Source organism: Streptomyces sp. 3214.6 (genome assembly GCF_900129855.1).
In the GTDB taxonomy this organism is placed as follows: Bacteria; Actinomycetota; Actinomycetes; order Streptomycetales; family Streptomycetaceae; genus Streptomyces; species Streptomyces soliscabiei.
In genome coordinates, this window is the sequence record NZ_LT670819.1 from 5,714,640 (window position 1) to 5,737,778 (window position 23,139).

At 72.4% G+C, this 23,139-nt stretch carries 20 protein-coding genes and 1 tRNA gene; 16 read left to right on the forward strand and 5 right to left on the reverse strand.

The annotated features are described in order from the left end of the window. The first annotated feature begins 5 nt into the window (after nucleotides 1–5). From moaC to B5557_RS25900, 5 genes are all read left to right on the forward strand, one after another. Nucleotides 6–485 carry a cyclic pyranopterin monophosphate synthase MoaC gene (gene moaC / locus B5557_RS25880; protein ID WP_079661692.1) on the forward strand — a complete coding sequence of 160 codons (480 nt, stop codon included), beginning with the start codon at nucleotides 6–8 and terminating at the stop codon, nucleotides 483–485. Then, nucleotides 482–1,000, forward strand: a complete 519-nt coding sequence (locus B5557_RS25885) for a MogA/MoaB family molybdenum cofactor biosynthesis protein (protein WP_079661693.1) — start codon at nucleotides 482–484, stop codon at nucleotides 998–1,000. Before moaC ends, B5557_RS25885 begins: the two co-directional genes overlap by 4 nt. Beyond that, complete coding sequence (locus tag B5557_RS25890) at nucleotides 997–1,623, forward strand: GNAT family N-acetyltransferase (RefSeq protein WP_443031366.1); 627 nt, start codon at nucleotides 997–999, stop codon at nucleotides 1,621–1,623. The genes B5557_RS25885 and B5557_RS25890 overlap by 4 nt, the downstream gene beginning before the upstream one ends. Nucleotides 1,624–1,763: 140 nt before the next feature. Further along, the gene (gene sepX, locus B5557_RS25895; protein ID WP_079661695.1) at nucleotides 1,764–3,119 is read left to right on the forward strand and encodes a divisome protein SepX/GlpR; all 1,356 of its coding nucleotides are present in this window, start codon (nucleotides 1,764–1,766) and stop codon (nucleotides 3,117–3,119) included. A gap of 92 nt (nucleotides 3,120–3,211) precedes the next feature. Further along, a tRNA-Ala gene (locus B5557_RS25900) sits at nucleotides 3,212–3,285 on the forward strand. Between the two features lie 47 nt (nucleotides 3,286–3,332). On the opposite strand, the gene B5557_RS25905 is transcribed toward B5557_RS25900, so the two are convergent. Both B5557_RS25905 and B5557_RS25910 read right to left on the reverse strand, forming a co-directional pair. Beyond that, the gene (locus B5557_RS25905) at nucleotides 3,333–5,819 is read right to left on the reverse strand and encodes an ABC transporter permease (protein WP_079661696.1); all 2,487 of its coding nucleotides are present in this window, start codon (nucleotides 5,817–5,819) and stop codon (nucleotides 3,333–3,335) included. Further along, entirely contained in the window at nucleotides 5,813–6,655 is an 843-nt protein-coding gene (locus B5557_RS25910) for an ABC transporter ATP-binding protein (RefSeq protein ID WP_079661697.1), read from the reverse strand. Before B5557_RS25910 ends, B5557_RS25905 begins: the two co-directional genes overlap by 7 nt. Before the next feature lie 133 nt (nucleotides 6,656–6,788). Between B5557_RS25910 and B5557_RS25915 the strand changes: the two genes are divergently transcribed. After that, on the forward strand, nucleotides 6,789–8,177 hold the full coding sequence (locus B5557_RS25915) for a sensor histidine kinase (RefSeq protein ID WP_079661698.1): 1,389 nt from the start codon (nucleotides 6,789–6,791) through the stop codon (nucleotides 8,175–8,177). Between the two features lie 20 nt (nucleotides 8,178–8,197). Then, complete coding sequence (locus B5557_RS25920) at nucleotides 8,198–8,809, forward strand: response regulator (protein WP_231976473.1); 612 nt, start codon at nucleotides 8,198–8,200, stop codon at nucleotides 8,807–8,809. A gap of 15 nt (nucleotides 8,810–8,824) precedes the next feature. On the opposite strand, the gene B5557_RS25925 is transcribed toward B5557_RS25920, so the two are convergent. Continuing rightward, entirely contained in the window at nucleotides 8,825–9,307 is a 483-nt protein-coding gene (locus B5557_RS25925) for a GNAT family N-acetyltransferase (protein ID WP_173877736.1), read from the reverse strand. Between the two features lie 88 nt (nucleotides 9,308–9,395). On the opposite strand from B5557_RS25925, the gene B5557_RS25930 reads away from it, so the two are divergent. Then, nucleotides 9,396–10,199, forward strand: coding sequence for an exodeoxyribonuclease III (locus tag B5557_RS25930; protein WP_079661701.1), 804 nt, complete (start codon nucleotides 9,396–9,398; stop codon nucleotides 10,197–10,199). A gap of 6 nt (nucleotides 10,200–10,205) precedes the next feature. Here the strand turns inward: B5557_RS25930 and B5557_RS25935 are convergent, their stop codons facing one another. Beyond that, nucleotides 10,206–10,850 (reverse strand): MerR family transcriptional regulator, encoded by a 645-nt coding sequence (locus tag B5557_RS25935; protein ID WP_079661702.1) that lies wholly within the window; start codon nucleotides 10,848–10,850, stop codon nucleotides 10,206–10,208. 161 nt (nucleotides 10,851–11,011) lie between these two features. Between B5557_RS25935 and B5557_RS25940 the strand changes: the two genes are divergently transcribed. From B5557_RS25940 to B5557_RS25960, 5 genes are all read left to right on the forward strand, one after another. Continuing rightward, nucleotides 11,012–12,544 carry a flavin-containing monooxygenase gene (locus B5557_RS25940; protein WP_079661703.1) on the forward strand — a complete coding sequence of 511 codons (1,533 nt, stop codon included), beginning with the start codon at nucleotides 11,012–11,014 and terminating at the stop codon, nucleotides 12,542–12,544. Continuing rightward, nucleotides 12,541–13,500 carry an alpha/beta fold hydrolase gene (locus B5557_RS25945; protein WP_079661704.1) on the forward strand — a complete coding sequence of 320 codons (960 nt, stop codon included), beginning with the start codon at nucleotides 12,541–12,543 and terminating at the stop codon, nucleotides 13,498–13,500. The genes B5557_RS25940 and B5557_RS25945 overlap by 4 nt, the downstream gene beginning before the upstream one ends. Beyond that, a complete protein-coding gene (locus B5557_RS25950) occupies nucleotides 13,497–14,393 on the forward strand; it encodes an SDR family oxidoreductase (RefSeq protein WP_079661705.1) in 897 nt (298 codons plus the stop codon). Before B5557_RS25945 ends, B5557_RS25950 begins: the two co-directional genes overlap by 4 nt. Before the next feature lie 91 nt (nucleotides 14,394–14,484). After that, nucleotides 14,485–14,688, forward strand: a complete 204-nt coding sequence (locus B5557_RS25955; RefSeq protein WP_079661706.1) for a hypothetical protein — start codon at nucleotides 14,485–14,487, stop codon at nucleotides 14,686–14,688. A gap of 135 nt (nucleotides 14,689–14,823) precedes the next feature. Beyond that, a complete protein-coding gene (locus tag B5557_RS25960) occupies nucleotides 14,824–15,579 on the forward strand; it encodes a hypothetical protein (protein WP_079661707.1) in 756 nt (251 codons plus the stop codon). 39 nt (nucleotides 15,580–15,618) lie between these two features. Here the strand turns inward: B5557_RS25960 and B5557_RS25965 are convergent, their stop codons facing one another. Further along, entirely contained in the window at nucleotides 15,619–18,876 is a 3,258-nt protein-coding gene (locus B5557_RS25965) for a S41 family peptidase (RefSeq protein WP_079661708.1), read from the reverse strand. Between the two features lie 191 nt (nucleotides 18,877–19,067). Between B5557_RS25965 and B5557_RS25970 the strand changes: the two genes are divergently transcribed. The 3 genes from B5557_RS25970 (at nucleotide 19,068) to B5557_RS25980 (ending at nucleotide 22,984) form a co-directional block, all read left to right on the forward strand. Next, nucleotides 19,068–19,676: a TetR/AcrR family transcriptional regulator gene (locus B5557_RS25970; RefSeq protein ID WP_079661709.1), complete on the forward strand. Its 609-nt coding sequence runs from the start codon at nucleotides 19,068–19,070 to the stop codon at nucleotides 19,674–19,676. 162 nt (nucleotides 19,677–19,838) lie between these two features. After that, on the forward strand, nucleotides 19,839–22,079 hold the full coding sequence (locus B5557_RS25975) for an MMPL family transporter (protein ID WP_079661710.1): 2,241 nt from the start codon (nucleotides 19,839–19,841) through the stop codon (nucleotides 22,077–22,079). A gap of 317 nt (nucleotides 22,080–22,396) precedes the next feature. Next, the gene (locus tag B5557_RS25980) at nucleotides 22,397–22,984 is read left to right on the forward strand and encodes a lamin tail domain-containing protein (protein ID WP_231976040.1); all 588 of its coding nucleotides are present in this window, start codon (nucleotides 22,397–22,399) and stop codon (nucleotides 22,982–22,984) included. Nucleotides 22,985–23,139: the final 155 nt, after the last annotated feature.

Consider the following 23,139-nt stretch of genomic DNA (forward strand, 5'->3'; position numbering starts at 1 on the left):
AGAGCATGAGTACGCAGGACCGACTGACGCACATCGACGACGCGGGCGCGGCCCGCATGGTCGACGTATCCGGCAAGGACATCACCGCGCGCACCGCGCGGGCCAGCGGCCGTGTCCTCGTCTCACCCCGGGTGGTCGAGCTGCTGCGCGGCGAGGGGGTACCCAAGGGTGACGCCCTCGCCACCGCGCGGATCGCGGGCATCATGGGCGCCAAACGCACCCCCGACCTCATCCCGCTGTGCCACCCGTTGTCGGTCTCCGGTGTGAAACTGGACCTGTCGGTCGCGGACGACGCCGTGGAGATCACCGCCACGGTGAAGACGACGGACCGCACGGGCGTCGAGATGGAGGCCCTCACCGCGGTCTCCGTCGCCGCGCTCACCGTGATCGACATGGTCAAGGCGGTCGACAAGGGAGCGGTCATCACGGACGTGCGCGTGGAGGAGAAGACGGGCGGCAAGTCGGGCGACTGGAGCCGGGCATGACAACGGCCGTCGGGTACCGGGCGCTCGTCGTGACCGCCTCCAACCGGGCCGCCGCCGGGGTCTACGAGGACAAGGGCGGCCCGCTGGTCGCGGACGGCCTCAAGCGGTTCGGCTTCGCCGTGGACGGGCCGCAGGTCGTCCCCGACGGCGACCCGGTCGAGGCGGCGCTGCGGGCGGGCGCCGAGGCCGGCTACGACGTCATCGTGACCACCGGCGGCACCGGCATCTCGCCCACCGACCGCACCCCCGAGGCGACGCGCAGTGTGATCGACCACGAGGTGCCGGGAATCCCCGAGGCGATCCGCGCCTACGGCCGGGAGAAGGTGCCGACCTCGGCGCTCTCCCGGGGCCTGGCCGGGGTCGCGGGCCGCACCCTGATCGTCAACCTGCCCGGCTCCACCGGCGGGGTGAAGGACGGTCTCGCAGTCCTGGAACCCCTGCTGATCCACGCCGTCGACCAGATCCGCGGCGGTGACCACCCCAGACCCGGGGCCGGCCCGGGGGGTGCGAGCTGAACAGCGCATCCTGGCCCGTGGAGCTCGCTGAGGGCGACATCGTCCTGCGGCCGATAAAGCTGCGCGACCAGCGGGCCTGGCGCGAGGTCAACCGGCGCAACCGGGACTGGCTGCGCCCCTGGGAGGCGACCATCCCGCCGCCCGCGCCGAGCGGGCCGATCGCGCACCGGCCGACCTACCGCCAGATGGTCCGGCACCTGCGGGCCGAGGCGAACGCCGGGCGGATGCTGCCGTTCGTCATCGAGTACCAGGGGCGGCTCGTCGGGCAGTTGACGGTGGCCGGAATCACCTGGGGGTCGATGTGCTCGGGTCACATCGGCTACTGGGTGGACGAGTCGGTGGCCGGCCGCGGGGTGATGCCGACGGCGGTGGCGCTCGTCGTGGACCACTGTTTCCGGACCGTCGGACTGCACCGCATCGAGGTCTGCATTCGCCCCGAGAACGGCCCCAGCCGCCGGGTCGTGGAGAAACTCGGATTCCGTGAGGAAGGGTTGCGGCCGCGCTATCTCCACATTGACGGCGCCTGGCGCGACCATCTCGTCTTCGTGCTCACCGCGGAGGAGGTCCCGGAAGGCCTGCTGAGCAGGTGGCGGCGAGCGCGCTCGCAGAACGCGTCCAATTGAAAAAACGTGTCGAATAAGCGTTCGAAAATGATCGGTTGATCGCATCGGTCGCAAAAAAAGCTCGAAATATCAGCCAGATCGTGCGACACACCGGCTCAATTGGCGGATGGCCTCACGCAAACCCCTCTACCGTGTGAGGCGTGAGCAGCAGCGGCCTCATCTACGCAGTCATTGTCGGGGCCTGGGCCGCCTACTTGGTGCCGATGTGGCTCCGTAGGCAGGACGAGCTGAACGAGGCCCGTCCGACGGAACGCTTCAGCACCGCCATCCGGCTGCTGTCCGGAAGGGCGGGTATGGAGCGCCGGTACGCCAGGGACCTGCGGGCGCGCTCCACCGAGGAGGGGGAGCAGGGCGCCGACGCCTCGGACGCCGTCACCGACTCGGTGGACGTCCGGGCCTTCGCCATGCCTCCGACCCGCCCGCAGGTGAAGGCGCCGGTTCCGGAGCGAGAGCAGGAGCGGGGGCACGAGCGAGGGCAGGAACGCGGCCAGGAGCGGGCCCAGGAACGAGGGCCGGGACGTCCGGAGACGGCGCGTGAACCGGCCCGCGACCCGGCGGCCAAGCCCACGCGGGAACAGCGGGAGCAGCGCGAACAGCGCGAGCCAAGGGATCAGGGTTCCGCCCCCGCGCGCGAAGGGAACGCCGCTCCGGCGGACCGGCGGCTGCCGGTCGCGCGGCGCGCGACCTCCGCGCAGGCGTCCGCCGCACGTGCCCAGCGCTCGAAGTCGCTCGCCCGCCGCAGGCGCACCACCGTGATGCTCTTCCTCGCCTTCACCCTCGGCGCGATCGTCGCGGCGGTCGGCGGCCTCGCCTTCCTCTGGGCGCCCGGCGTGCCCGCCGTCCTGCTCAGCGCCTACATCGCGTACCTGCGCTCCCAGGAGCACCGCCGCTTCGCCTACCAGATGGACCGCCGGCGCGCCGAGGTCGCCGCGCAGCGGCTGCGGGAGCGTCAGCCGCGCCGGCGCGCACCCGCCCCCGCGAACGCGTCCTCCGTCGACCCCGGCCCCGACGCCGGCGCAGAGGAGCCGCACGAGGCCCCCGAACCGGAGACCGACCCGGGCCTGTTGGCGCTCGCCGCGGATCGCAGGGCACTCGTCGAGCAGACCGACCACGCGGAGTGGGTCGACCAGCAGCGCGAGCGACAGCGCCGGCCCGGCCACGGCGAGAGCTGGGACCCGGTACCGGTACCGCTGCCCACGTACGTGACCGCCCCGGTCGCCCCCCGGGCCACCTCCGACGTGGACCTCGGAGCGCCGGACGCCTGGAGCTCGGCCCGCTCCAGCTCGGTCGCGCCGGAACAGGAAGCGGCGGACGCCGCGGACGCAGCGGCCGGGGACCCGGAAGACGCGGACCGCGCGGAGGACCGGACGGTGGACGGCGACGAGCGCAGCGACGCCCGACGCGCGGCCTCGGCCCGACGCTCGCGCGAACGCGGACGCACCCCGCTGTTCGACCAGTACGAGGACGGCGAACGCCCCCGCGCCGCCAACGAATAAGACCCCCCGCGCCCCCGAGCACCCCGCTCCCGGCCTCGGGGAACGGATTTCCAAGCAGGCCGATGGGGGTGCTAGAGTTTCACTCGTTGCAAGGGCCTGTGGCGCAGTCCGGTAGCGCACCTCGTTCGCATCGAGGGGGCCAGGGGTTCAAATCCCCTCAGGTCCACGCAGCATAGAGCCCCCGTCGGGTTACCGACGGGGGCTCTATCGTGTTCACGGCCAGTGCCGTCTGGCGGGTGGTCGTAGCGCCGCCGCCGTTGACGCCAGGGCGGTCGTCAGCGCGAGAAGCGTGCACGCTGCTGTGGTCCGGGCGAGGGCCGGCCAGGGCAGGGTGAGCGAGGTCGGGGCCGAGAGCTGGTGGAGGGCGGCTGTCAGGGCGGCCAGGTTGGCGCACGTCACCAGCAGGCCCAGCAGGCCTCCCAGCGCGACGACCGTCAGCGCCTCCGTGGCGACCAGCCGCAGCACCTGCCCGCCCGTCGCGCCGGCCAGCCGCAGGGCCGTCAGCTCGCGTCGGCGTTCGGCGGCCGACATGAGCAGGGTGTTCGCGAGCGAGATACCGGTGTAGAGCAGCGCGATGCCGAGGACGAGCAGCAGGCCGAGCCGGGTCGTCCGGTCGCTCCGCGGGTGACTCGCCCGCACCCACTGCGCCTTGCTCATCACCCGCACCCCGACGACGGCCCGCAGCCCCGCGGCGACCGCCGCCGCGTCGGCCCCCGCCCGCACCCGCACATCCACCCGGTCGACGCCCGTGCCCGCCGCGCCGCCCGCGTTGGCCGGGGTGACGTAGGCCCCGTTGTCACCCGTTCCCGTCGCCAGGACGGCGGCGACGCGGAGGGTCTTCGCGGTGCCGTCCCCGAGCCACACCCGCACCCGCTGCCCCACCCGGTGCCGGGCCCACTCCTCGGTCACGACGATCGACCCGTCGTCGAGATCGGCGAGCCGTCCGGCCGTCACCGGCAGCCGTACGGTCTGCGCGAGCAGCGTCGGATCGGCCGCCCGGGCCTCGGACTTCACGAGCGCCACGCCGTCCTCCAGGGTGTACACGGCGGTCGCGGTGGAGGCGGACACCAGCGTGCCGGGGACCTGCTGCAGGCGCTCTACGGCCGCCGCCCGCACGGTCGTTCCGGCCTGCGCCGTCACCACGAAGTCGGCGGCCGTCTTCTGCCGCACCTCCGCCGCACGGGCCTCGTTCAGCGTGGCCGTCGCACCCAGCAGGGACCCCGCGAGTGCCACCGTGACCAGGACGGGCGCGGCCACGGCGGCGGTACGGCGCACCCCGGCGACCGCGTTCGCCCGCGCCAACAGGCCGACCGCACCCGGCAGTCGGGGCACCAGCGGGCGCACCAGCACGGGCGACAGCAGCGCCACCGCCGTGATGAGCAGCATCGGGCGGCTGATGTACGTCTTGCGGTGCAGCAGGTCGCCCGGGTCGCTCACCAGCGCGTACGCCAAGGTCGCGGCGGCCGTCAGCAGCAGCGCCGTACCGCACAGGCGTCGGCCCCGGGTCAGGGCGCGGCCGTCGACCGAGGCCTCGCGCAGCGCCTGCGCCGGGGCGGTCCGGCCGGCCCGCCAGGACGCGGCGGCCGCCCCGCACAGGGTGACCAGCAGGCCCGTCCAGAAGGCGAGGTGGAAGGGCCACAGCGCGGCCGCGCGGCCGCCGATCGTGTACCAGGCCGGTGCGAGCCCGCCGTCGACCACCAGGTCGGCGAGGAGCGGGGCGGCGTACGCGCCCAGCGCGCAGCCCGTCGCCGAGGCGGCTGTGCCGACCAGCAGCGCCTCCGTCAGGACCGTCCGCCGGATCTGGCCGGGGGTGGCGCCGGCGGTGCGCAGCAGCCCGAACTCGCGGCGCCGCCGGTCGACCGCGAAGGCGAAGGTGGACGCCACGACGAACACGGACACGAAGGCGGTCACGCCGCCGGCCGTGCCGAACAGGGCGTTCAGCGCGGTCAGGGCCTCGGCGTCCCGGCCCGGGTCGGCGTCGGCCAGCCGGCGACCGTCACCGGTGAGCACCCGTACGTCGGCGGTGTGGGCGGTGTCGGCGGTGGCGATCGCTGTCCGGACGGCCGTGGCGGTCGCCTCCACCACCAACTGGACCGGCTCCGGGGAGAGCCGGGCGGCGTGCGCGTCCGTGTAGAACACGGCGTTCTCGAAGCCTCGTCCCCCCACCGTGCCGACCACCCCCACCGTGCCGACCACCCGCACCGTGCCGACCACCCGCAACGGGCCGTCCGGGGTGCGCAGTTCGGCGCCTACGCGCGCCCAGCCACCGGACGTCACGCCCTCGCCGGCCGTCTCGGGCGCCCGGCCCGCGGTCAGTTCGTACGGCGCGAAACGTGCCGTCGACCAGGGGTGGCCGACGAGATCGGTGGGGGCGCCTGGTGCGTTGACAGGGAAGACGCGGTCCTCGGTGACCGGGCCGACGGCGCGCAGTGCGGCGATGGTCCTGGCGGGGATGGGGCGCGGTCTCGCCAGGGTCGTCGACCGCTCGCCGTTCGGGGTCGGGACGCGCAGGGTGTCCTGGCCCCTGACCACCACCGGCGCCGCCGCGAACCGCTCCGGGGCGCGCACGGGCGCCTTCTGTGACGCGGCCAGCGCCTGGCCCATCACGGTGAGCAGCGCGACGCCGAGCGAGAGGGCGACGAAACTGCCGACGAACGCGGCCCACCGGGCGCGCAGGGTGCGCAGCGCGATGCTCAGCACGAGGTGCTCACCGCCGGGCGGGTCGCCGCCGGAACCCCGGTCTCCAGCCCGGCCATCCGGGCCGCGATCTCCTCCGCGGACCCACCCGCACCCGCTCCCGGACCGGATTTCACTCCTGCACTCGCACTCGCACCTGCACTCGCACCCGCACCCGCGCAGGCCAGGTCGCCATGTACGCGGCCGTCGACCAGGAAGATCACGCGGTCCGCGTAGGAGGCGGCGAGGGGGTCGTGGGTGACCATGACGACGGTCTGACCGCACTCGTCGACCAGGGAGCGCAGCAGGGTCAGGACCTCGCGGCCGGTGGTGGAGTCCAGGGCGCCGGTCGGCTCGTCGCCGAACAGGACCTCCGGGCGGGTAATCAACGCGCGGGCCAGGGCGACGCGTTGTTGCTGCCCGCCGGAGAGCTGGGTGGGCCGGTGACCTGCGCGGTCGGCGAGTCCGACCTGCCGCAGGGCCTCGCGGACCCGTGCCTTCGGCGGGCGGCGGCCGGCCAGCCGCAGCGGGAGGGCGACGTTCTGCTCGGCGGTGAGGGCGGACAGCAGGTTGTACGACTGGAAGACGAAGCCGATCCGCTCCCGGCGCAGCAACGTCAGCCGTCGCTCGCCCAGTCCGGTCAGTTCGGTCCCGCCGATCCGCACCGACCCCGAGGTCGGCCGGTCGAGCCCGGCGGCGCACTGCAGCAGCGTCGACTTGCCGGACCCGGACGGTCCCATCACGGCCGTGAACGAGCCGCGGGGGAGGGCGAGAGTGACGTCGTCGAGCGCGGTCACCCCGGTGTCCGCGGCACCGTATCGCCTGCTCACGGAGGTCAGTTGGACGGCGTGTGTGGTCATGGCTCCACGAAACCGTGCGCCCTCCTGTCCGGTCTGTGGGGCAGGGGCGAGACTTGGGGTAGGGCCAGGCATACCTCCGTTCCTCCGTCCAGCCCGGTGGTTGTGGCGCGGCGCCCCTTCTACGGTGATCCGCATGCAACCCCGACCCGCGTCCATGACCGTGTGGCAGGCTCTGGCCCGCCCTCGCTACCTGGTGTCGCCGTGGCCCTGGCGGGCGGCCGGCTATCTGCTGACCGGGGCGGTCACCGGGGCCGTCGTCCTGGTCGCCCTGGTCGTGCTGGTGGCGGTGGGCGGTGTTCTCGCGGTCGTCCTGGTCGGGTTGCCGCTGCTCGCGGGCGTCGCGTTCGCGGGGCTGCCCGTGGCCGCCCTGGAGCGGCGCCGGCTGCGGCTGGTCGACGCGGACGACGCACCCGGCACACACGTCGAGCCGCCCGCGCCGGGCCTGCGCAGCTGGCTCACCACCCGCCTGCGCGAACGGGCCACCTGGCGGGAACTCGGCCACGCCCTCCTCACCGCCTGTCTGCTCTGGCCGGCCGAGGCGCTGCTGCTCACCGTCGCCCTGGTCCTGCCCCTGTCGGCGATCGCGACGCCGGTGCTGCTGGCGACGGTCGGCGAGGGCCGTGAGACGAAGGTGTTCAAGGTGTGGACGGTGACCGGCTGGACGGGCGCTCTCGCCGCGTCCGCCCTGGGCGTGCTGCTCCTCCTCCTCGGGGAGTACGCCGTCGGGGTCGCGGCGGGCGCCCGGGCCGCGCTGACCCGGCTCCTCGTCGCGCCGCGCGGGGGCGACCCGGAGGCCAGGGTGGTCGAACTGACGCGTTCCCGCGCGCGGTTGGTCGACGCGTTCGAGGCCGAGCGCCGCCGTATAGAACGCGACCTGCACGATGGCGCGCAGCAACGGCTGGTCGCCCTCGCCATGACTCTCGGCCTGGCCCGGCTCGACGCGCCGCCCGGCGGACCGCTCGCCGAACAGCTCGCCCGCGCGCACGAGGAGGCGGGCGCGGCCCTCGCCGAACTGCGCGAGCTGATCCACGGCATCCACCCCAAGGTGCTCGCCGACTACGGCTTGGAGGCGGCCGTCGCCGACGCCGCCGACCGCTCGCCCGTCCCCGTGGACGTCGCGTTCGACCCGCCCGCCCTTCGGTTGCCGCAGGCCGTGGAGGCGGCCGCCTACTTCGTGGTCCGTGAGGCGCTGGCCAACGTGGCCCGGCACAGCGGGGCGCGACGTGCGTGGATCACGGGGGAGCACGGGGCCGGACGGCTGGTCGTGGAGGTGCGGGACGACGGCCGTGGTGGCGCCGATCCGGTGCGCGGCACCGGCCTCACCGGTCTCGCGGACCGGGTGTCGGTGCTCGATGGAAGACTGACCCTGACCAGCCCGCCGGGCGGACCGACCCTGCTGCGTGTGGAGATCCCTTGCGAGCCGAGCCAGCCGATCCAGCCGATCCAGCCGAGCGCGTTGACGGAAGCGACGGAGGTGACGGAGGTGACGGAAGCGACGGAAGCGGTGGGGCGCTCCGCGTAGTCCTCGCCGAGGACGGCGTTCTGCTGCGCGACGGCCTGACGACCCTGCTCACCCGCTTCGGCCACGAGGTCGTGGCCGCGGTCGGTGACGCGCAGGCGCTGCTGTCGGCGGTCGCCGAGCACACGCCCGACGTCGTCGTCACCGACGTCCGCATGCCGCCCGGCTTCCAGGACGAGGGACTGCGGGCGGCGGTCCGGCTGCGCGCGGAGCGGCCCGGGCTGCCGGTGCTCGTGCTCAGCCAGTACGTGCAGCGCGCCTACGCCGCCGAGCTCCTCGACTCCGGGGACGGCACCGGCGTCGGCTACCTGCTCAAGGACCGGGTCGGGCAGGTGGAGGAGTTCGTGGCCGCGCTGCGTGAGGTCGCGGCCGGCGGCACGGTCGTCGACCCGGAGGTCGTACGACAGTTGCTGCGCCGGCGCCGTGACCCGCTGGCCCGGCTCACCCCGCGCGAGCGGGAGGTGCTGGAGCTGGTCGCGGAGGGCCGGTCCAACGGGGCGATAGCGCGCCGGCTGGTGGTGTCGGAGGCGGCCGTCGGCAAGCACATCGGCAGCATCCTCACCAAGCTGGACCTGCCTCCGGCGGACGACACCCACCGCCGGGTCCTGGCGGTCCTCACGTACCTCAGGGCCTGAGCGGCTCGACATACCTCAGGAGGTGAGCGGCTTGGCGAAGCAGCGGCTCGACTCGTACTCCCGGTAGTAGCCGAACTTCGTGCACGGCGTGTACCCGTTGGAGGTGTACAGGGCGATGGCCTCGGGCTGCTCGGTGCCGGTCTCCAGGACCATGCGGAGCCGCCCGGCGCTTCGTGCGTCCTCCTCCAGAGCGGTGAGCATGCGCCGGGCCAGTCCCAGGCCGCGCATCTCGCGGATCACGTACATCCGCTTCAGCTCGGCGTCGCCGTCCTCGTTGCCCTCGCCGTTGCTGTCCTGGCTGCGCCAGCCGCCGGTGGCCACGGGGCGGTCCAGTTCGTCGTACGCGATGAGGTACACCCCGCGCGGCGGCCGGAAGTCGGACGGCTCCAGGGTGGTGGCGTCGCCGCCGTCGCCGTAGCGCTCGTGGTACTCGGCCTGGACCTCGGCGTTGAGCTTGACGGCGTCGGGGTGGTCGAAGGGGACTCTACGTACATCCATGCTACTCACTGTAGTTTTATGCACCCTCGGGAAAAGTGAAATTCGGACCGGCTCCAGTGTGCATGTATCCGACCGGTATCGTGCCCGGGTGCTGACCGTGACCTCCGTGAACGTGAATGGACTGCGAGCCGCCGCGAAGAAGGGCTTCGTGGAGTGGCTCGCGGACACCTCCGCCGACGTGCTGTGTCTGCAGGAGGTGCGGGCCGAGCCGGAGCAGTTGCCGGAGGCGGTCCGCGCCCCCGAGGGCTGGTACGTCACCCACGCCCCGGCCGCCGCGAAGGGCCGCGCCGGCGTCTCCCTCTACACGCGCCGCGAGCCGGACGCCGTCCGCGTCGGCTTCGGCTCGTCCGAGTTCGACGGCAGCGGCCGGTACGTCGAGGCCGACCTGCCCGGTGTGACGGTCGCCTCCCTCTACCTCCCGTCCGGCGAGGTCGGCACCGACCGGCAGGACGAGAAGGTCCGCTTCATGGACGAGTTCCTCGCCTACCTGAAGGACCTGCGCGGGCGTGCCGCCGCCGACGGCCGCGAGGTCCTGATCACCGGCGACTGGAACATCGCCCACCAGCAGGCCGACCTCAAGAACTGGCGCTCCAACACCAAGAACTCCGGCTTCCTCCCGGAGGAGCGGGACTGGCTGACCCGGGTCCTCGCCCCGCAGGACGGCGGGTACGTGGACGTCGTACGGTCCCTGCACCCGGACGTGGACGGGCCGTACACCTGGTGGTCGTACCGGGGGCGGGCCTTCGACAACGACTCGGGATGGCGCATCGACCTGCACGTCTCGACGCCCGGTCTCGCGGGCAAGGCCGTCAAGGGGCTCGTGGAGCGGGCCGCCACGCACGGCGAGCGCTGGTCGGACCACGCTCCGGTGACCGTCGTCTACGACCTGTAGGCCCCTTCAGTTCCCTTTGCGCAGCCGTCTGTCCAGCGCCAGGGAGAGTTCGGCTTCCATGACGCTGCGGGCCAGGGGGCGCAGGCGGGGGAGGTCTTCCTCGGTGGCGTGGCGGAGGATCAGGGCGGTGAAGAGTTCGGCGAGGGCGTCGGCGTGTTCGCGGACGCGGACGCCGGCGGCAAGCACCTCGGCGAGCGGGATGCCCTCGCGGACCAGGGCGGAGGAGACGTCCAGGAGCCGTCGGCTGATGTGGACGATCTCGTCGCCGTCGATGCCCAGATAGCCGAGGTCGAGGGAGGCGGCGAGGTTCTCGGGGGTGACCTGGCCCTCGAAGCGAGCCGCGAGTTCCTCGGGGGTGAGGTGGATCGGTTCCTCCTCGGTGGGGCCGTCGACGCCGAGGAGGTCGGCGACGCCGCGGCCGTGGTCGAGGGCGTCCGCCAGCTCCGCGATGCCGGTGAGGGTGTGGCCGCGCTCCAGCAGCGCCGCGATCGTGCGCAGCCGGGCCAGGTGATGGTCGTCGTACCAGGCGATACGGCCTTCGCGGCGGGGCGGCGGGAGCAGTTTGCGCTCGCGGTAGAAGCGCAGGGTGCGCACCGTGATGCCGGCCTCCCTGGCCAGCTCCTCAGTCCTGTACTCCCGCTTCTCGGTCACGGGCGAAGCTTATGTTGTACCGTCGGTAACTTTCGTTGCCCTGGCCTCTACCCATCGGTACGGCACTGCTCTACCCTCCCATTGCGCCAGTGTTCACTGGCAGAGTCCGCAAGGTCCGCAGAGTCCGCGAAGCGGTGCGCACGGCTGGGAGGTGTGTCGGGATGACCGAACACGTACGGGTGGCGGTGATCGGGTCCGGCTTCGGTGGGCTGGGGGCCGCGGTGCGGCTGCGCCGCGAGGGGATCACCGACTTCGTCGTCCTGGAGCGGGCGGGCAGCGTCGGCGGGACCTGGCGGGACAACGACTACCCGGGGTGCGCCTGCGACGTCCCCTCCCACCTGTACTCCTTCTCCTTCGCGCCCAACCCGGACTGGCCGCGCACCTTCTCCGGTCAGAAGCACATCCGCGCCTATCTGGAGCGGGTGACCGACGTGTTCGGGCTGCGTCCGCACCTCCGCCTCGACTCCGAGGTCCTGCGGATGACGTGGGACGCGCGGGAGTTGCGCTGGGACATCGAGACCAGCGCGGGACGCTATCTCGCCGACGTCGTCGTCTCCGCGACCGGGCCGCTGTCCGATCCGAAGATCCCGGACGTCCCGGGGCTCGACACGTTCCCGGGCAAGGTCTTCCACTCGGCCCGCTGGGACCACGACCACGATCTCACCGGGCAGCGCGTGGCCATGGTCGGCACCGGCGCCTCCGCCATCCAGATCGTGCCCGCCCTCCAGCCCGACGTCGCGCGGCTGACGGTCTTCCAGCGCACCCCGCCGTGGGTGATGCCCCGCGTCGACCGGGTGATCAGCGGCGCCGAGCGCGCGCTCCACCGTGCGCTGCCCGTCACCGCCCAGCTGCGGCGCGGGCTGCTGTGGGGTATCCGGGAGCTGCAGGTCCAGGCGTTCACCAAGCACCCGGGCGAGCTCGGCTTCGTCGAGCAGCTCGCCAAGCGCAACATGGCCCGGGCGATCAAGGACCCGGCCCTGCGGGCCAAACTGACCCCGGACTACCGCATCGGCTGCAAGCGGATCCTGCTGTCCAGTACCTACTATCCGGCCCTCGCGCAGCCCAACGTGGACGTCGTCGCGAGCGGCCTGAGCGAGGTCCGCGGGTCCACGCTGGTGGCCGCCGACGGCACCGAGACCGAGGCCGACGCGATCGTCTTCGGCACCGGGTTCCATGTCACCGACATGCCGATCGCCGACCGGGTGGTGGGCGCCGACGGGCGGACCCTCGCGGAGAGCTGGCAGGGCGGCATGGAGGCCCTGCGCGGCACCTCCGTCGCCGGCTTCCCCAACTGGATGACGATCATCGGCCCCAACAGCGGCCTCGCGAACTCCTCCATGATCCTCATCATCGAGTCCCAGCTGAACTACCTGGCCGACTATCTGCGGCAGCTGAACGTCCTCGGCCGCCGGGCGGCCCTGGATGCCCGTCCGAGCGCCGTGCACGCGTGGAACCGCCGGGTGCAGGAGCGGATGAAGCGCACGGTGTGGAGCACGGGCGGCTGCGTCAGCTGGTACCTGGACGCCAGTGGCCGCAACACGACCATCTGGCCGGGCACGCCGAGCGAGTTCCGGCGCGCGACGCGACGCGTGGACCTCGCGGAGTACGAGGTCCTGCGCGCCCCCGCCGTCGTCAGGAACGACGAGACGAAGGGCGAGAACATGGACGAGAAGAAGGACGAGGTGACCGCGTGAGCGTCCTCGGCGGCTCCCCCCGCGAGCTCACCGCCGTCTCCGCCGACGGCGCCCCGCTGCACGTCGAGGTGTACGGCCCCGAGACCGGCCCCGCCGTTGTCCTCGCCCACGGCTGGACCTGCTCGACCGCTTTCTGGGCGGCCCAGATCCGGGATCTCGCCGCCGATCACCGGGTCGTCGTCTACGACCAGCGCGGCCACGGACGCACCCCGCCGAGCGCGGTGTGCAGCACGGACGTCCTCGCCGACGACCTTCTCGCCGTTCTCGGCGCGACGCTCGCGCCCGGCGAGAAGGCCGTGATCGCCGGTCACTCCATGGGCGGCATGACGGTGCTGGCGGCGGCCGCCCGGGACGCCTTCCGGGAGCACGCGGCCGCCGTCCTGCTGTGCAGCACCGGCGCCTCGCGGCTGGTCGCCGAGGCCACCGTCGTGCCGATCCGGCCCGGCCGGCTGCGGAGTTGGCTGACCCGGCAGGTCCTCGGGTCGAAGGCGCCCCTCGGGCCGGTCACGCCGGTCGCCAAGGCGATCCTCAAGTACGCCACGATGGGCGCCGGTTCGGCCCCGCACCTGGTGGAGACGTGCGCCCGGATCGTGCACGCCTGCCCGCGCCGGGTCCGCCACACCTGGGGGCATGTGCTGAGCCTGCTCGATCTCGACCACGGGATACGGGAGTTGAGCGTGCCGACGGCGGTGGTCGTCGGCACCGGCGACCGGCTCACCCCGCCGGTGCACGCCCGCCGGATCGCCGCCGGGCTCCCGCGGTGCGTCGGCCTGACCGAACTGGCCGGCCTCGGCCATATGACGCCGGTCGAGGCGCCCGAGCTCGTCACGGCACGCATCCGCGAACTCGTCACCACGTACGCGCCGTACACCCCGAAGGCGCCGCACGCCACGCACACCCCGAACAGCACGACCACCACGCACACCCCGGACAGGCAGTTGAAGGAGGGCGCATGAGCGGCAGGGTGAGTCTCGAAGGGCAGGTCGCCGTCGTGACCGGGGCCGCGCGGGGCGTGGGCGAGTTGCTCGCCCGCAAGCTCTCCGCGCGCGGTGCGAAGGTCGCCCTGGTCGGCCTGGAGCCCGACGAACTCAAGCAGGTCGCCGAGCGGTTGCACGGCGACAGCGGGCACTGGTACGCCGACGTCACCGACCAGGAGGCGATGGCGCGGGTCGCGGCGGAGGTGAAGGAACGCTTCGGGAAGGTGGACATCGTCGTCGCCAACGCGGGTGTGGCGAGCGGCGGTCCGTTCGCCGACTCCGACCCGGAGGCCTGGCGCCGGGTCATCGAGGTCAACCTGATCGGCTCGGCGGTGACGGCCCGCGCCTTCCTGCCGGTGCTTGTGGAGAGCCGGGGCTATCTGCTGCAGATCGCCTCCCTCGCCGCGATCACCCCGGCCCCCATGATGACGGCGTACTGCGCATCGAAGTCGGGGGTGGAGGCGTACGCGCACTGTCTGCGTGCCGAGGTCGCCCACCGGGGTGTCCGGGTCGGCGTCGGCTATCTGTCCTGGACGGACACGGACATGGTGCGCGGGGCGGATCAGGAGGAGGTGATGCGGGAGCTGCGGCAGCGGCTGCCGTGGCCGGCGAACAGGACGTATCCGCTGGGGCCGACGGTCGACCGGATCGTGGCCGGGATCGAGCGGCGCTCGGCGCATGTGTACGGGCAGGGGTGGCTGCGGGGGATGCAGGGTGTGCGCGGCTATCTGCCCGGACTGATCGGGAGGGTCGGTGGGCGGGAGATGCGGCGGTTCGCGCCCCGGCTGCAGGGGATGCGGACGGGGCTGGTGGGGGCGGGCGGCTCCGCCGACGAGCAGGCGCGACAGGCGAGGACTACGCAGCGTGGTTGATCGACATGCGCGCCGTGACCGCCCGTGTGAATCTGGTCGAGGCCCCACCACGGGGCCACAATCCCCTCATCTCCCACAGGAGTGAACCCACATGGGTATGAAGGACAAGTTCCAGGACCAGTCCGAGCAGTGGCAGCAGCAGGCCAAGCAGAAGGCCCAGCAGGCCAAGGAGCAGGTCCAGCAGCGCGGCAAGAAGCGTCCGGGCGAGGAGTCCGAGCGTATGCGTCCGGAGCGCGGTGAGTCGGAGCGCCGCTCGCCGGAGGCCCCGCACCACCGCGACGACGAAGCGTTCTGACGCACCGCTCCCGGCGGACGTCGAACAGCGGTTGACGGAAGGGGTGTCCCCGACGGGGGGCACCCCTTCTCGTGTGCCAACTCACTGCTGCACACTGCTGGTTGACGCACAGGCGAGGGCGAGGGGGAGCCGGTCGTGCAGGATCTGACGGTCAACCTCATCGCTTCGTTTCTGGCGTTCGTCGTCGGGTGGCTCGGCCGCGCCCTGCTGCAGTACCGGCGGACCAGGAGGCCCGCCGCGCGCGTGTGGCGGCTCGACCGGCGCAGGCGGGTGGTGATGGTGGTCGCGGAGTCGACCAGTGGGACGCGGGGGCATCCAAAGATCTCCGAGACGGACGCCCTCGCGGCGATGAACCTGCGCCAGTTCCTCTCCCAGGAGCTGCGGCGGCACGAGGTGACCACGGTCCGGGCCAGGGCCTTCGTGATGGCGTCCGACGCCGAGGAGAACCTGGTGGTGATCGGCGGACCGGCGCGCAACGCCCTCTGGCAGGTGCTGGCCGACCGGCTGAACGCGCCGTACGCGTTCCGGCAGTATCCGACGGAGTACCGCATCGCCTCCGTGGACGGTGATGAGGACTACGGGGCGTCGACGCCGGACGGGGCGACGCTCGTGGATCACGCGATCGTCGTGCTGGCCCGCAATCCCTTCGCGCCCGGCAGCCGCCTCGTGATGATCGCGGGCTGTGCCCTGCTGGCGACGTCGGGCGTGACCCAGCTCTTCGCCCGGGGCGAGATCCGCGCACTGGCCAGGGCGTACGACACGGCGTCGCCGCTGGCGCTCGTGGTGCGGGTGGAGAGCGTCGGCGGGTATGTGCGCACGCCCGAGGTGGTGGCCGCGGCCAACTTCGCGCAGGCCCCGACCGGCAGCAACGCCCCCGCCTCAGCCTCCTGAGGACCTCAGCCTCCTGAGGACCTCGGCCTCCTGAGGACCTCAGCCTCCTGAGGCGCGTGGCGGCAGTTTCGGGCGGGAGCGGTCCGGGGTGTTGGCGTAGTCGGGTGGGGTCGCCGGGGGGCTGGTGGTGAGGAGGTCGAGGGCGAGCTGGACGGCGTCGTCCAGTTGGGCGTGGCGGCCCTCGGCCCAGTCCAGGGGGGTGCGCTGGATCTCCAGGTCGGGGGTGACGCCCTTGTTCTCCACGGTCCAGCCGTACGCGTCGAACCAGGCCGCGTTCATCGGGACGGTGATGACCGTGCCGTCGCCGAGCTGGTGGCGGCCGGTCATGCCGACGACTCCGCCCCAGGTGCGCTGGCCGACCACCGGGCCGAGCTTCAGCAGTTTGAACGCGGCCGTGATCATGTCGCCGTCCGAGGAGGTCGCCTCGTCGGCGAGGGCCACCACCGGGCCGCGCGGCGCGTTCGAGGCGTACGACACCGGCTGGGCGTTGCGGGTGAGGTCCCAGCCCAGGATGGTGCGTGTCAGTTTCTCCACGACCAGTTCGCTGATGTGGCCGCCCGCGTTGCCGCGCACGTCGACGATCAGCGCGGGCCGTGACACCTCCATCCGCAGGTCGCGGTTGAACTGGGCCCAGCCCGAGCCGCCCATGTCGGGGATGTGTAGGTAGCCGCACCGGCCGCCGCTCAACTCCCGTACCACGGCCCGGCGTTTGGTCACCCAGTCCTGGTAGCGCAGGGGGCGTTCGTCGACGAGGGGGACGACGGCCACCCGGCGGGAGCGGCCCGCCTCGCCCTCGGCGGGCGTGAAGGTCAGCTCCACGGTGGTGCCGCCGGCGCCGGCGAGGAGTGGGTACGGGCCGGTCACCGGGTCCACGGCCCGGCCGTCCACGTGCGTGAGCACCGCGCCCTCGCGGATCCCGGTGCCGGCCAGCGGTGAGCGTGCCTTGGAGTCGGAGGAGTCGCCGGACAGGATCCGCAGCACCGTCCAACCGCCTTCGCGGTGTACGAAGTTGGCGCCCAGGAGCCCTTGCAGGCGCTGGTAGTGCGGTGGTCCCTCGTTGCGGCGGGCGGCGGTGACGTACGCGTGGGAGGTGCCCAGTTCGCCGAGGACCTCGCGCAGCAGGTCCGCGAACTCGTCGGGCGAGGCGACCCGTTCGACGAGCGGCCGGTACTGGTCGAGGACGGCGTCCCAGTCGATGCCGCACATCCCGGGCTCCCAGAAGTAGGCGCGGATCAACCGCCCGGCCTCCTCGTAGGACTGACGCCACTCGGCGCCCGGGTCCACCTCGTGCATGATGCGCCGCAGGTCGATCCAGACCGTGGAGTCGGGGTCGCCGGACTCGACGGACGGCACCGCCCGCAGGTCGCCCTCGTCGACCACGACGAGCCGGGTGCCGTCGCCGCTGACCGCGAAGAAGTCCAGGTCGCCGACGAGTTCGGACTTCTTCGCCTTGCTGATGGTGAAGTACTCCAGCGTCGGCCGCCCGCTGGTGTCGTCGGGGTTGGCGAACGTCTCGCCCAGCGCGCCGGAGATCGGCCAGCGCAGCCAGACCAGCCCGCCGCCCGCCACCGGGTGCAGCGCCGAGTACTTGGAGGCGGTCACCGGGAAGGGCGTGACGCGGCTCTCCAGGCCTTCGATCTCGACGGTGACGGCCCCGCCGGCGCCTTCGTCCTCCTCCTCCACCGGGTCGAGGCCGCCGGCCGCCGGACGGCCCTCCGGGGTCAGCGCGAAGGGCGAGGGGGTCGCCGACGACAGCGGCACGAGGTAGGGGCGGCAGCCGAGCGGGAAGGACAGGTCGCCGGTGTGCACGTCGTACACGGGGTCGAAGCCGCGCCAGGACAGGAACGCCAGATAACGGCCGTCCCTCGTGAACACCGGGTTCTCGTCCTCGAAGCGGCCGTTGGTCACGTCGATGATCAGCCGGTCCTTTGTGCGGGCCATCTTGATCTGGCGCAGGGAGCGCCCGATCCCCGGGTGCGACCAGGTCAGCCAGCTGCCGTCGGGGGAGAAGGCCAGGTCGCGGACGGGGCCGTTGACCGACGAGATCAGCTCGGTGACCTCGCCGTTCGAGTCCTCCGTGGCGTCTATGAGCAGGAGCCGGCCGTCGTGTGAGGCCAGGGCGAGCCGCTCGCCCTCCGGGTCGGAGACCATCTCCAGCACCCGTCCCAGCTCCCCGGAGGCCAGCCGTCGCGGCTCGCGGTCGCCGCTCGCGCGCGGCAGGTAGGCGATCTCGACGGCGTCCTCGCCCTCCGCGTCCGTCACATAGGCGACCTGCCCGCCCGAGCCGAGCATCTCCGGCAGCCGCACCCGTACCCCGGGGGTGTCGGTGATCGTCCGGGCGGGGCCGTCGCGGTGCGTCAGCCAGTACAGGCTGCCGCGGACGACGACGGCGCTCGCGCGTCCGGTCTCGTCGACGGAGATGCCGTCCACATGCTGGGCGGCCGGGATCTGGTAGGGCCGCCGTCCGGCGCGCGGCCCGCTCAGCCGTACGTCGATCCGGCGCGGCTCGGAGCCGGCGGCGAGGTCGTCGACGATCCACAGGTCCCCGGCGCACTGGTACACCACCCGGGCGCCGTCGGTGGAGGCGTGCCGGGCGTAGAAGGCGTCGTGGTCGGTGTGGCGGCGCAGGTCGGAGCCGTCGTAGGCGCAGGAGTAGAGGTTGCCGACGCCTTCGTGGTCGGAGAGGAAGGCGATCCGGCCGCCGACGAAGAGAGGGGAGGCGAGATGCCCGTCGAGGCCTTCCAGGAGCCGCTGCCCGTGCAGCCACAGGCGGCCCGTGGCGCCGCCCCGGTAGCGTTTCCAGGCGGCGGGCTCGTGCGGCGGGGTGCCGGTGAGGAGCAGGGTTCTGCGCTCGCCGTCGATCTCGGCGACCTGGAGGTCGGAGACCGGCCCCCAGGGGAGTTTGCGGCCGGGGGCGCCGTCGGTGGGCACCTTGTAGGCCCACGTGTAGTAGGAGAAGGGCTCGCCGTGGGAGGCGACGGCGAGGATGTCGGCGTGGCCGTGCTGGTCGGGGGGCGTCCAGCCGCAGACCTGGGTGTCGGAGTTGCCCCAGTACGTCAGCCGTCGCCCCGGGCCGCCGTCGACCGGGACGAGGTGGATCTCCGGGACGAGGCTGCGCCAGCTCGTGTACGCGATCCGGCGGCCGTCGGGGGAGAAGCGGGGGTGTCCGGCCTTGGTACGGTCGACGGTGAGCCGCCAGGCGCGGCCCGGGTCGGCGAGGGGGGCCAGCCAGAGGTCGTCCTCGGCGACGAAGCACAACAGGTCACCGCTGAGATGGGGCAGACGCAGATAGCTCACCTTCCCATGCTTTTCCGGCGAAAGGGGGCGGGCAACTCGTGCGGCGGGCCCGCGACCCGTGCGGCTTGCTTACGCCTCCTTCACATGCGTGAGCCAGCACACGTACGAAACGGTTTCGTTTCGCTGCATCTCAGGGTATGTTCATGGTGTACGAAACGAGTGGGTGACGACGGAACCGGAAGGTGTGTGCCATGACTGAGATCGCAACGGCGCGTCGCAGTCGCATCACGCCCGAGCGTGAGGCCGAACTGTACGAGGCCGTGCTCGTCCTGCTCCGCGAAGTCGGCTACGACGCCCTCACCATGGACGCCGTCGCCGCGCGCACCCGTTCCAGCAAGGCCACGCTCTACCGCCAGTGGGGCGGCAAGGCCGAACTGGTGGCGAAGGCGGTCCGGCACAACAAGCCGGGCATCGCCGGTCTCGGCGAGATCGACACCGGCTCGCTCAGGGGCGACATGCACGCCCTCACGCAACGCACGGACGACTGCGAGATGGAACAGAGCTCCGCGCTGATGCGGGGTCTGGCGATGGCGATCCACGGCAACCCCGACCTCCTGCAGGCGTTCCGCGAGCATCTGATCGAACCGGAGATGGCGGACTTCCGCCGCGTCCTGCAGCGGGCGATCGACCGGGGCGAGATCCGAGCGGACAACCCGGCGATCGAGTTCGTGATGCACATGATGATCGGCGGGTTCGCCGCCCGTTCGATGATCGACGAGCAGCCGCCGACGCAGGAGTTCCTCCTTTCGTACATCGACGCAGTGGTCCTCCCCGCCCTCTGCGCACCTGCCACCACCTGACCCCGACCGTCCCCACGGTCCGCCCACCCTGACGCACCGCTCACGTCGTCGGGCCGATCACCCCTGCCTCCCCGCCGGGTTGGTCAACCCTGCCCTTGGGGCCTGTGTCGGAAATCCCGGCCGGGCGCCCTCACCACACGACCTGACCGGGAGTACGCCTCCGTGGCCACGTTCCTCTACAAACTCGGCCGGCTCGCCTTCAGGCGACGCCACTTCGTAGCCCTGATATGGGTGGCGCTGCTGACCCTCGCCGGGGTCGGCGCGGCCTCCGCGCCCGCCGCCGGCACCACCTCCTTCTCCATCCCGGGCGTCGAGGCCCAGAAGGCCTTCGACCTGCTGGAACAGCGCTTCCCCGGGGCCAGCGCCGACGGCGCGACCGGGCGCATCGTCTTCAAGGCCCCCGAGGGCCAGAAGATGACGGACGCCGCCAACAAGGCGACCGTCGAGAAGACCGTCAGCACGCTGGGCGACGGCTCCGAGGTCGTCTCCGTCGCCGACCCGTTCACGTCGCACGCCGTGAGCAAGGACGGCACGGTCGCCTACGCGTCCGTCAAGTACAAGGTCCCCGGCATGGAGCTGAAGGACTCGACCCGGGACGCCCTGGAGAAGGCCGCGGACGACGCCCGGGCCGGCGGACTCACCGTCGACGTCGGCGGCGACGCCCTGCAGGCCCCGGCCGAGGCCGGAGCCATCGGTGAGGTCATCGGCCTCGCCATCGCCGCGGTCGTCCTCGTCATCACCCTGGGCTCGCTGGTCGCGGCCGGACTGCCGCTGCTGACCGCCATCATCGGCGTCGGCATCGGCGTCTCCACCATCACCGCCCTCGCCAACGCGCTCGACCTCGGCGACACCACCTCCACGCTCGCGCTGATGATCGGCCTCGCGGTCGGCATCGACTACGCGCTGTTCATCGTCTCCCGCTACCGCAGCGAACTCGCCGAGGGCCGCGACCGCGAGGAAGCCATCGGCCGCGCCACCGGCACCGCCGGCTCCGCGGTGGTCTTCGCGGGCCTCACGGTCGTCATCGCGCTGGCGGGCCTCTCGGTCGTCGGCGTCCCGATGCTGACCAAGATGGGCCTCGCCGCGGCGGGCACGGTCGTGGTCGCCGTCCTCATCGCACTGACCATGATCCCGGCGCTCCTCGGCTACGCGGGCAAGAAGGTCCGGGCGACGGGCGAGAAGCGCAAGGCGGCCGGCGGCAAGCGCACGGCGGGCGGCGAGCAGGACAAGCCGGCCGCCAAGCCCGGCCTGGGCACCCGCTGGGCGAGCTTCGTCATCCGCCGTCCGGCCGCCGTACTGCTGCTCGGCCTGGTCGGCCTCGGCACCATCGCCGTCCCGGCCACCCAGCTGGAGCTGGGCCTGCCCGACGACGGCTCACAGCCGACGTCCACGACCCAGCGCCGCGCCTACGACCTGCTGTCGGAGGGCTTCGGCCCCGGCTTCAACGGCCCCCTGATGATCGTGGTCGACGCCAAGAACAGCGACGACCCGCAGGCCGCGGCCACCTCCGTCACCGACGGCATCAAGGACCTCAAGGACGTCGCGACGGTGACCCCGGCGGCCTTCAACAAGGCCGGCGACACCGCCACGATCACCGTCATCCCGGGCTCCAAGCCGTCCTCGGCGCAGACCGAGGACCTGGTGCACGCCATCCGTGACCAGGGCGTCGGCGTCAAGGCCGACAGCGGCGCGCAGGTCCTGGTCACCGGCACCACCGCGATGAACATCGACTTCTCGCAGAAGCTCACCGACGCGCTGATCCCGTACCTGGGCCTCGTCGTCGGCCTCGCCTTCCTCCTGCTGATCGTGGTCTTCCGCTCCATCCTGGTCCCGCTGAAGGCGGCCCTCGGCTTCCTGCTCAGCGTGCTCGCCGCGCTCGGCGCCGTCGTCGCGGTCTTCCAGTGGGGCTGGCTGTCCGGCCTGATCGGCGTCGAGGAGACCGGCCCGATCATGTCGATGATGCCGATCTTCATGGTCGGCGTGGTCTTCGGACTCGCGATGGACTACGAGGTGTTCCTCGTGACCCGCATGCGCGAGGCATACGTCCACGGCGAGAGCCCGAGCCAGGCCGTGGTCACCGGCTTCCGGTACAGCGCCAAGGTCGTGGCCGCCGCCGCGATCATCATGATGGCCGTCTTCGGCGGCTTCATCAGCTCCAGCGAGTCGATGATCAAGATGATCGGCTTCGGCCTCGCGATCGCCGTCTTCTTCGACGCGTTCATCGTGCGCATGGCGATCGTGCCGGCCGTGCTGGCGCTGCTCGGCAAGAAGGCCTGGTGGCTCCCGAAGTGGCTGGACCGCGCCCTGCCCAACGTCGACGTCGAGGGCGAGGGACTGCGCACGCAGGACGACGCCGCCTCCTCCCGCGACGGCGACGAGGACCGGGAACTGGTACGCGCCTGACACGCGCCTGATCTGCCAGTTCACCTGAAAGACCGCCGGTGAGGGCTCCGTGGGGACGGGGCGCCCTCACCGGCTTCTTCTTTCTTCTTCCTTGTGACCCACTTTCGGGTGAGGCGCGGTCCCGGCAGGGGCCGCGCGGGCCGATACGCCAAGGGTGTGGTGCGTTCGGTACATATATGGACATGGAAGGCTACTGTCACCGCAATATGGACGGTTCGTAACGAGTGGTGTTAATGAGGCGTTTGGTTCGTGGTTGGTGGTCAAGTGTTGGCCGTGCGGCCGGTTCGGCCGCGACCCGCACCAAGCAAGGAGACCTTGTGTCCGCTTCTGTTTCCGCTCGCTGTCTCGCCGCCGCCGCGCTCGCCGCCGCCGTGGTCGGGACGGTGGCGCTGCCGGCCTCCGCCGCCGACCACCCGCGTCAGTCCCGGCCGAAGGTGGAGATCAGCGCCGTGCAGTACGACGCACCGGGCCGAGACGACCGCTCCGGCCGCTCCCTGAACAAGGAGTGGGTGGAGCTGACCAACACCACCCGCAACGAGATCAACCTGCACGGGTGGACCCTCTCGGACGAGAGCGGCGACACCTACACGTTCCGCCACTACCGCCTGGCCGGCCGCGCCACCGTCCGCATCCACACCGGCGAGGGCCGCGACACCCGCACCGACCTGTTCCAGGACCGCCGACGTGAGGTGTGGGACAACCACGCCGACACCGCCACCCTCCGCAACGACCGCGACCGCTTCGTCGACGAGAAGTCCTGGGGCCACGACCGCCACCACGGCGGTGACCGCTACCACGGCGACGACCGTCACCACGGGGAGGACCGCCACCACGGGGAGGACCGCCACCACGGGGAGGACCGCCACCACGGCGACGACCGCCACCACGGCGGGGACCGTCACTGACGAACCCGCACAGACGGCGGCGCGTCCGACCCTTCCTTCAGGGTCGGGCGCGCCGCTCGTCCATGTCCCGAGCGCCGGCCCCTGGGAGGATGCGGACATGTCGACGGATCCCTTGCGGGCGAGAGCCCGCGCGCTGTGGGAGGACCTGGCCGGGG

What these genes read in the sequence shown, in the direction of transcription:
- moaC (WP_079661692.1), top strand. Translation starts at nt 6, where the DNA reads ATGAGTACGCAGGACCGACTGACGCACATCGACGACGCGGGCGCGGCC.
- B5557_RS25885 (WP_079661693.1), top strand. Translation starts at nt 482, where the DNA reads ATGACAACGGCCGTCGGGTACCGGGCGCTCGTCGTGACCGCCTCCAAC.
- B5557_RS25910 (WP_079661697.1), bottom strand. Translation starts at nt 6,655, where the DNA reads ATGACCACACACGCCGTCCAACTGACCTCCGTGAGCAGGCGATACGGT.
- B5557_RS25915 (WP_079661698.1), top strand. Translation starts at nt 6,789, where the DNA reads ATGCAACCCCGACCCGCGTCCATGACCGTGTGGCAGGCTCTGGCCCGC.
- B5557_RS25925 (WP_173877736.1), bottom strand. Translation starts at nt 9,307, where the DNA reads ATGGATGTACGTAGAGTCCCCTTCGACCACCCCGACGCCGTCAAGCTC.
- B5557_RS25940 (WP_079661703.1), top strand. Translation starts at nt 11,012, where the DNA reads ATGACCGAACACGTACGGGTGGCGGTGATCGGGTCCGGCTTCGGTGGG.
- B5557_RS25950 (WP_079661705.1), top strand. Translation starts at nt 13,497, where the DNA reads ATGAGCGGCAGGGTGAGTCTCGAAGGGCAGGTCGCCGTCGTGACCGGG.
- B5557_RS25955 (WP_079661706.1), top strand. Translation starts at nt 14,485, where the DNA reads ATGGGTATGAAGGACAAGTTCCAGGACCAGTCCGAGCAGTGGCAGCAG.
- B5557_RS25970 (WP_079661709.1), top strand. Translation starts at nt 19,068, where the DNA reads ATGACTGAGATCGCAACGGCGCGTCGCAGTCGCATCACGCCCGAGCGT.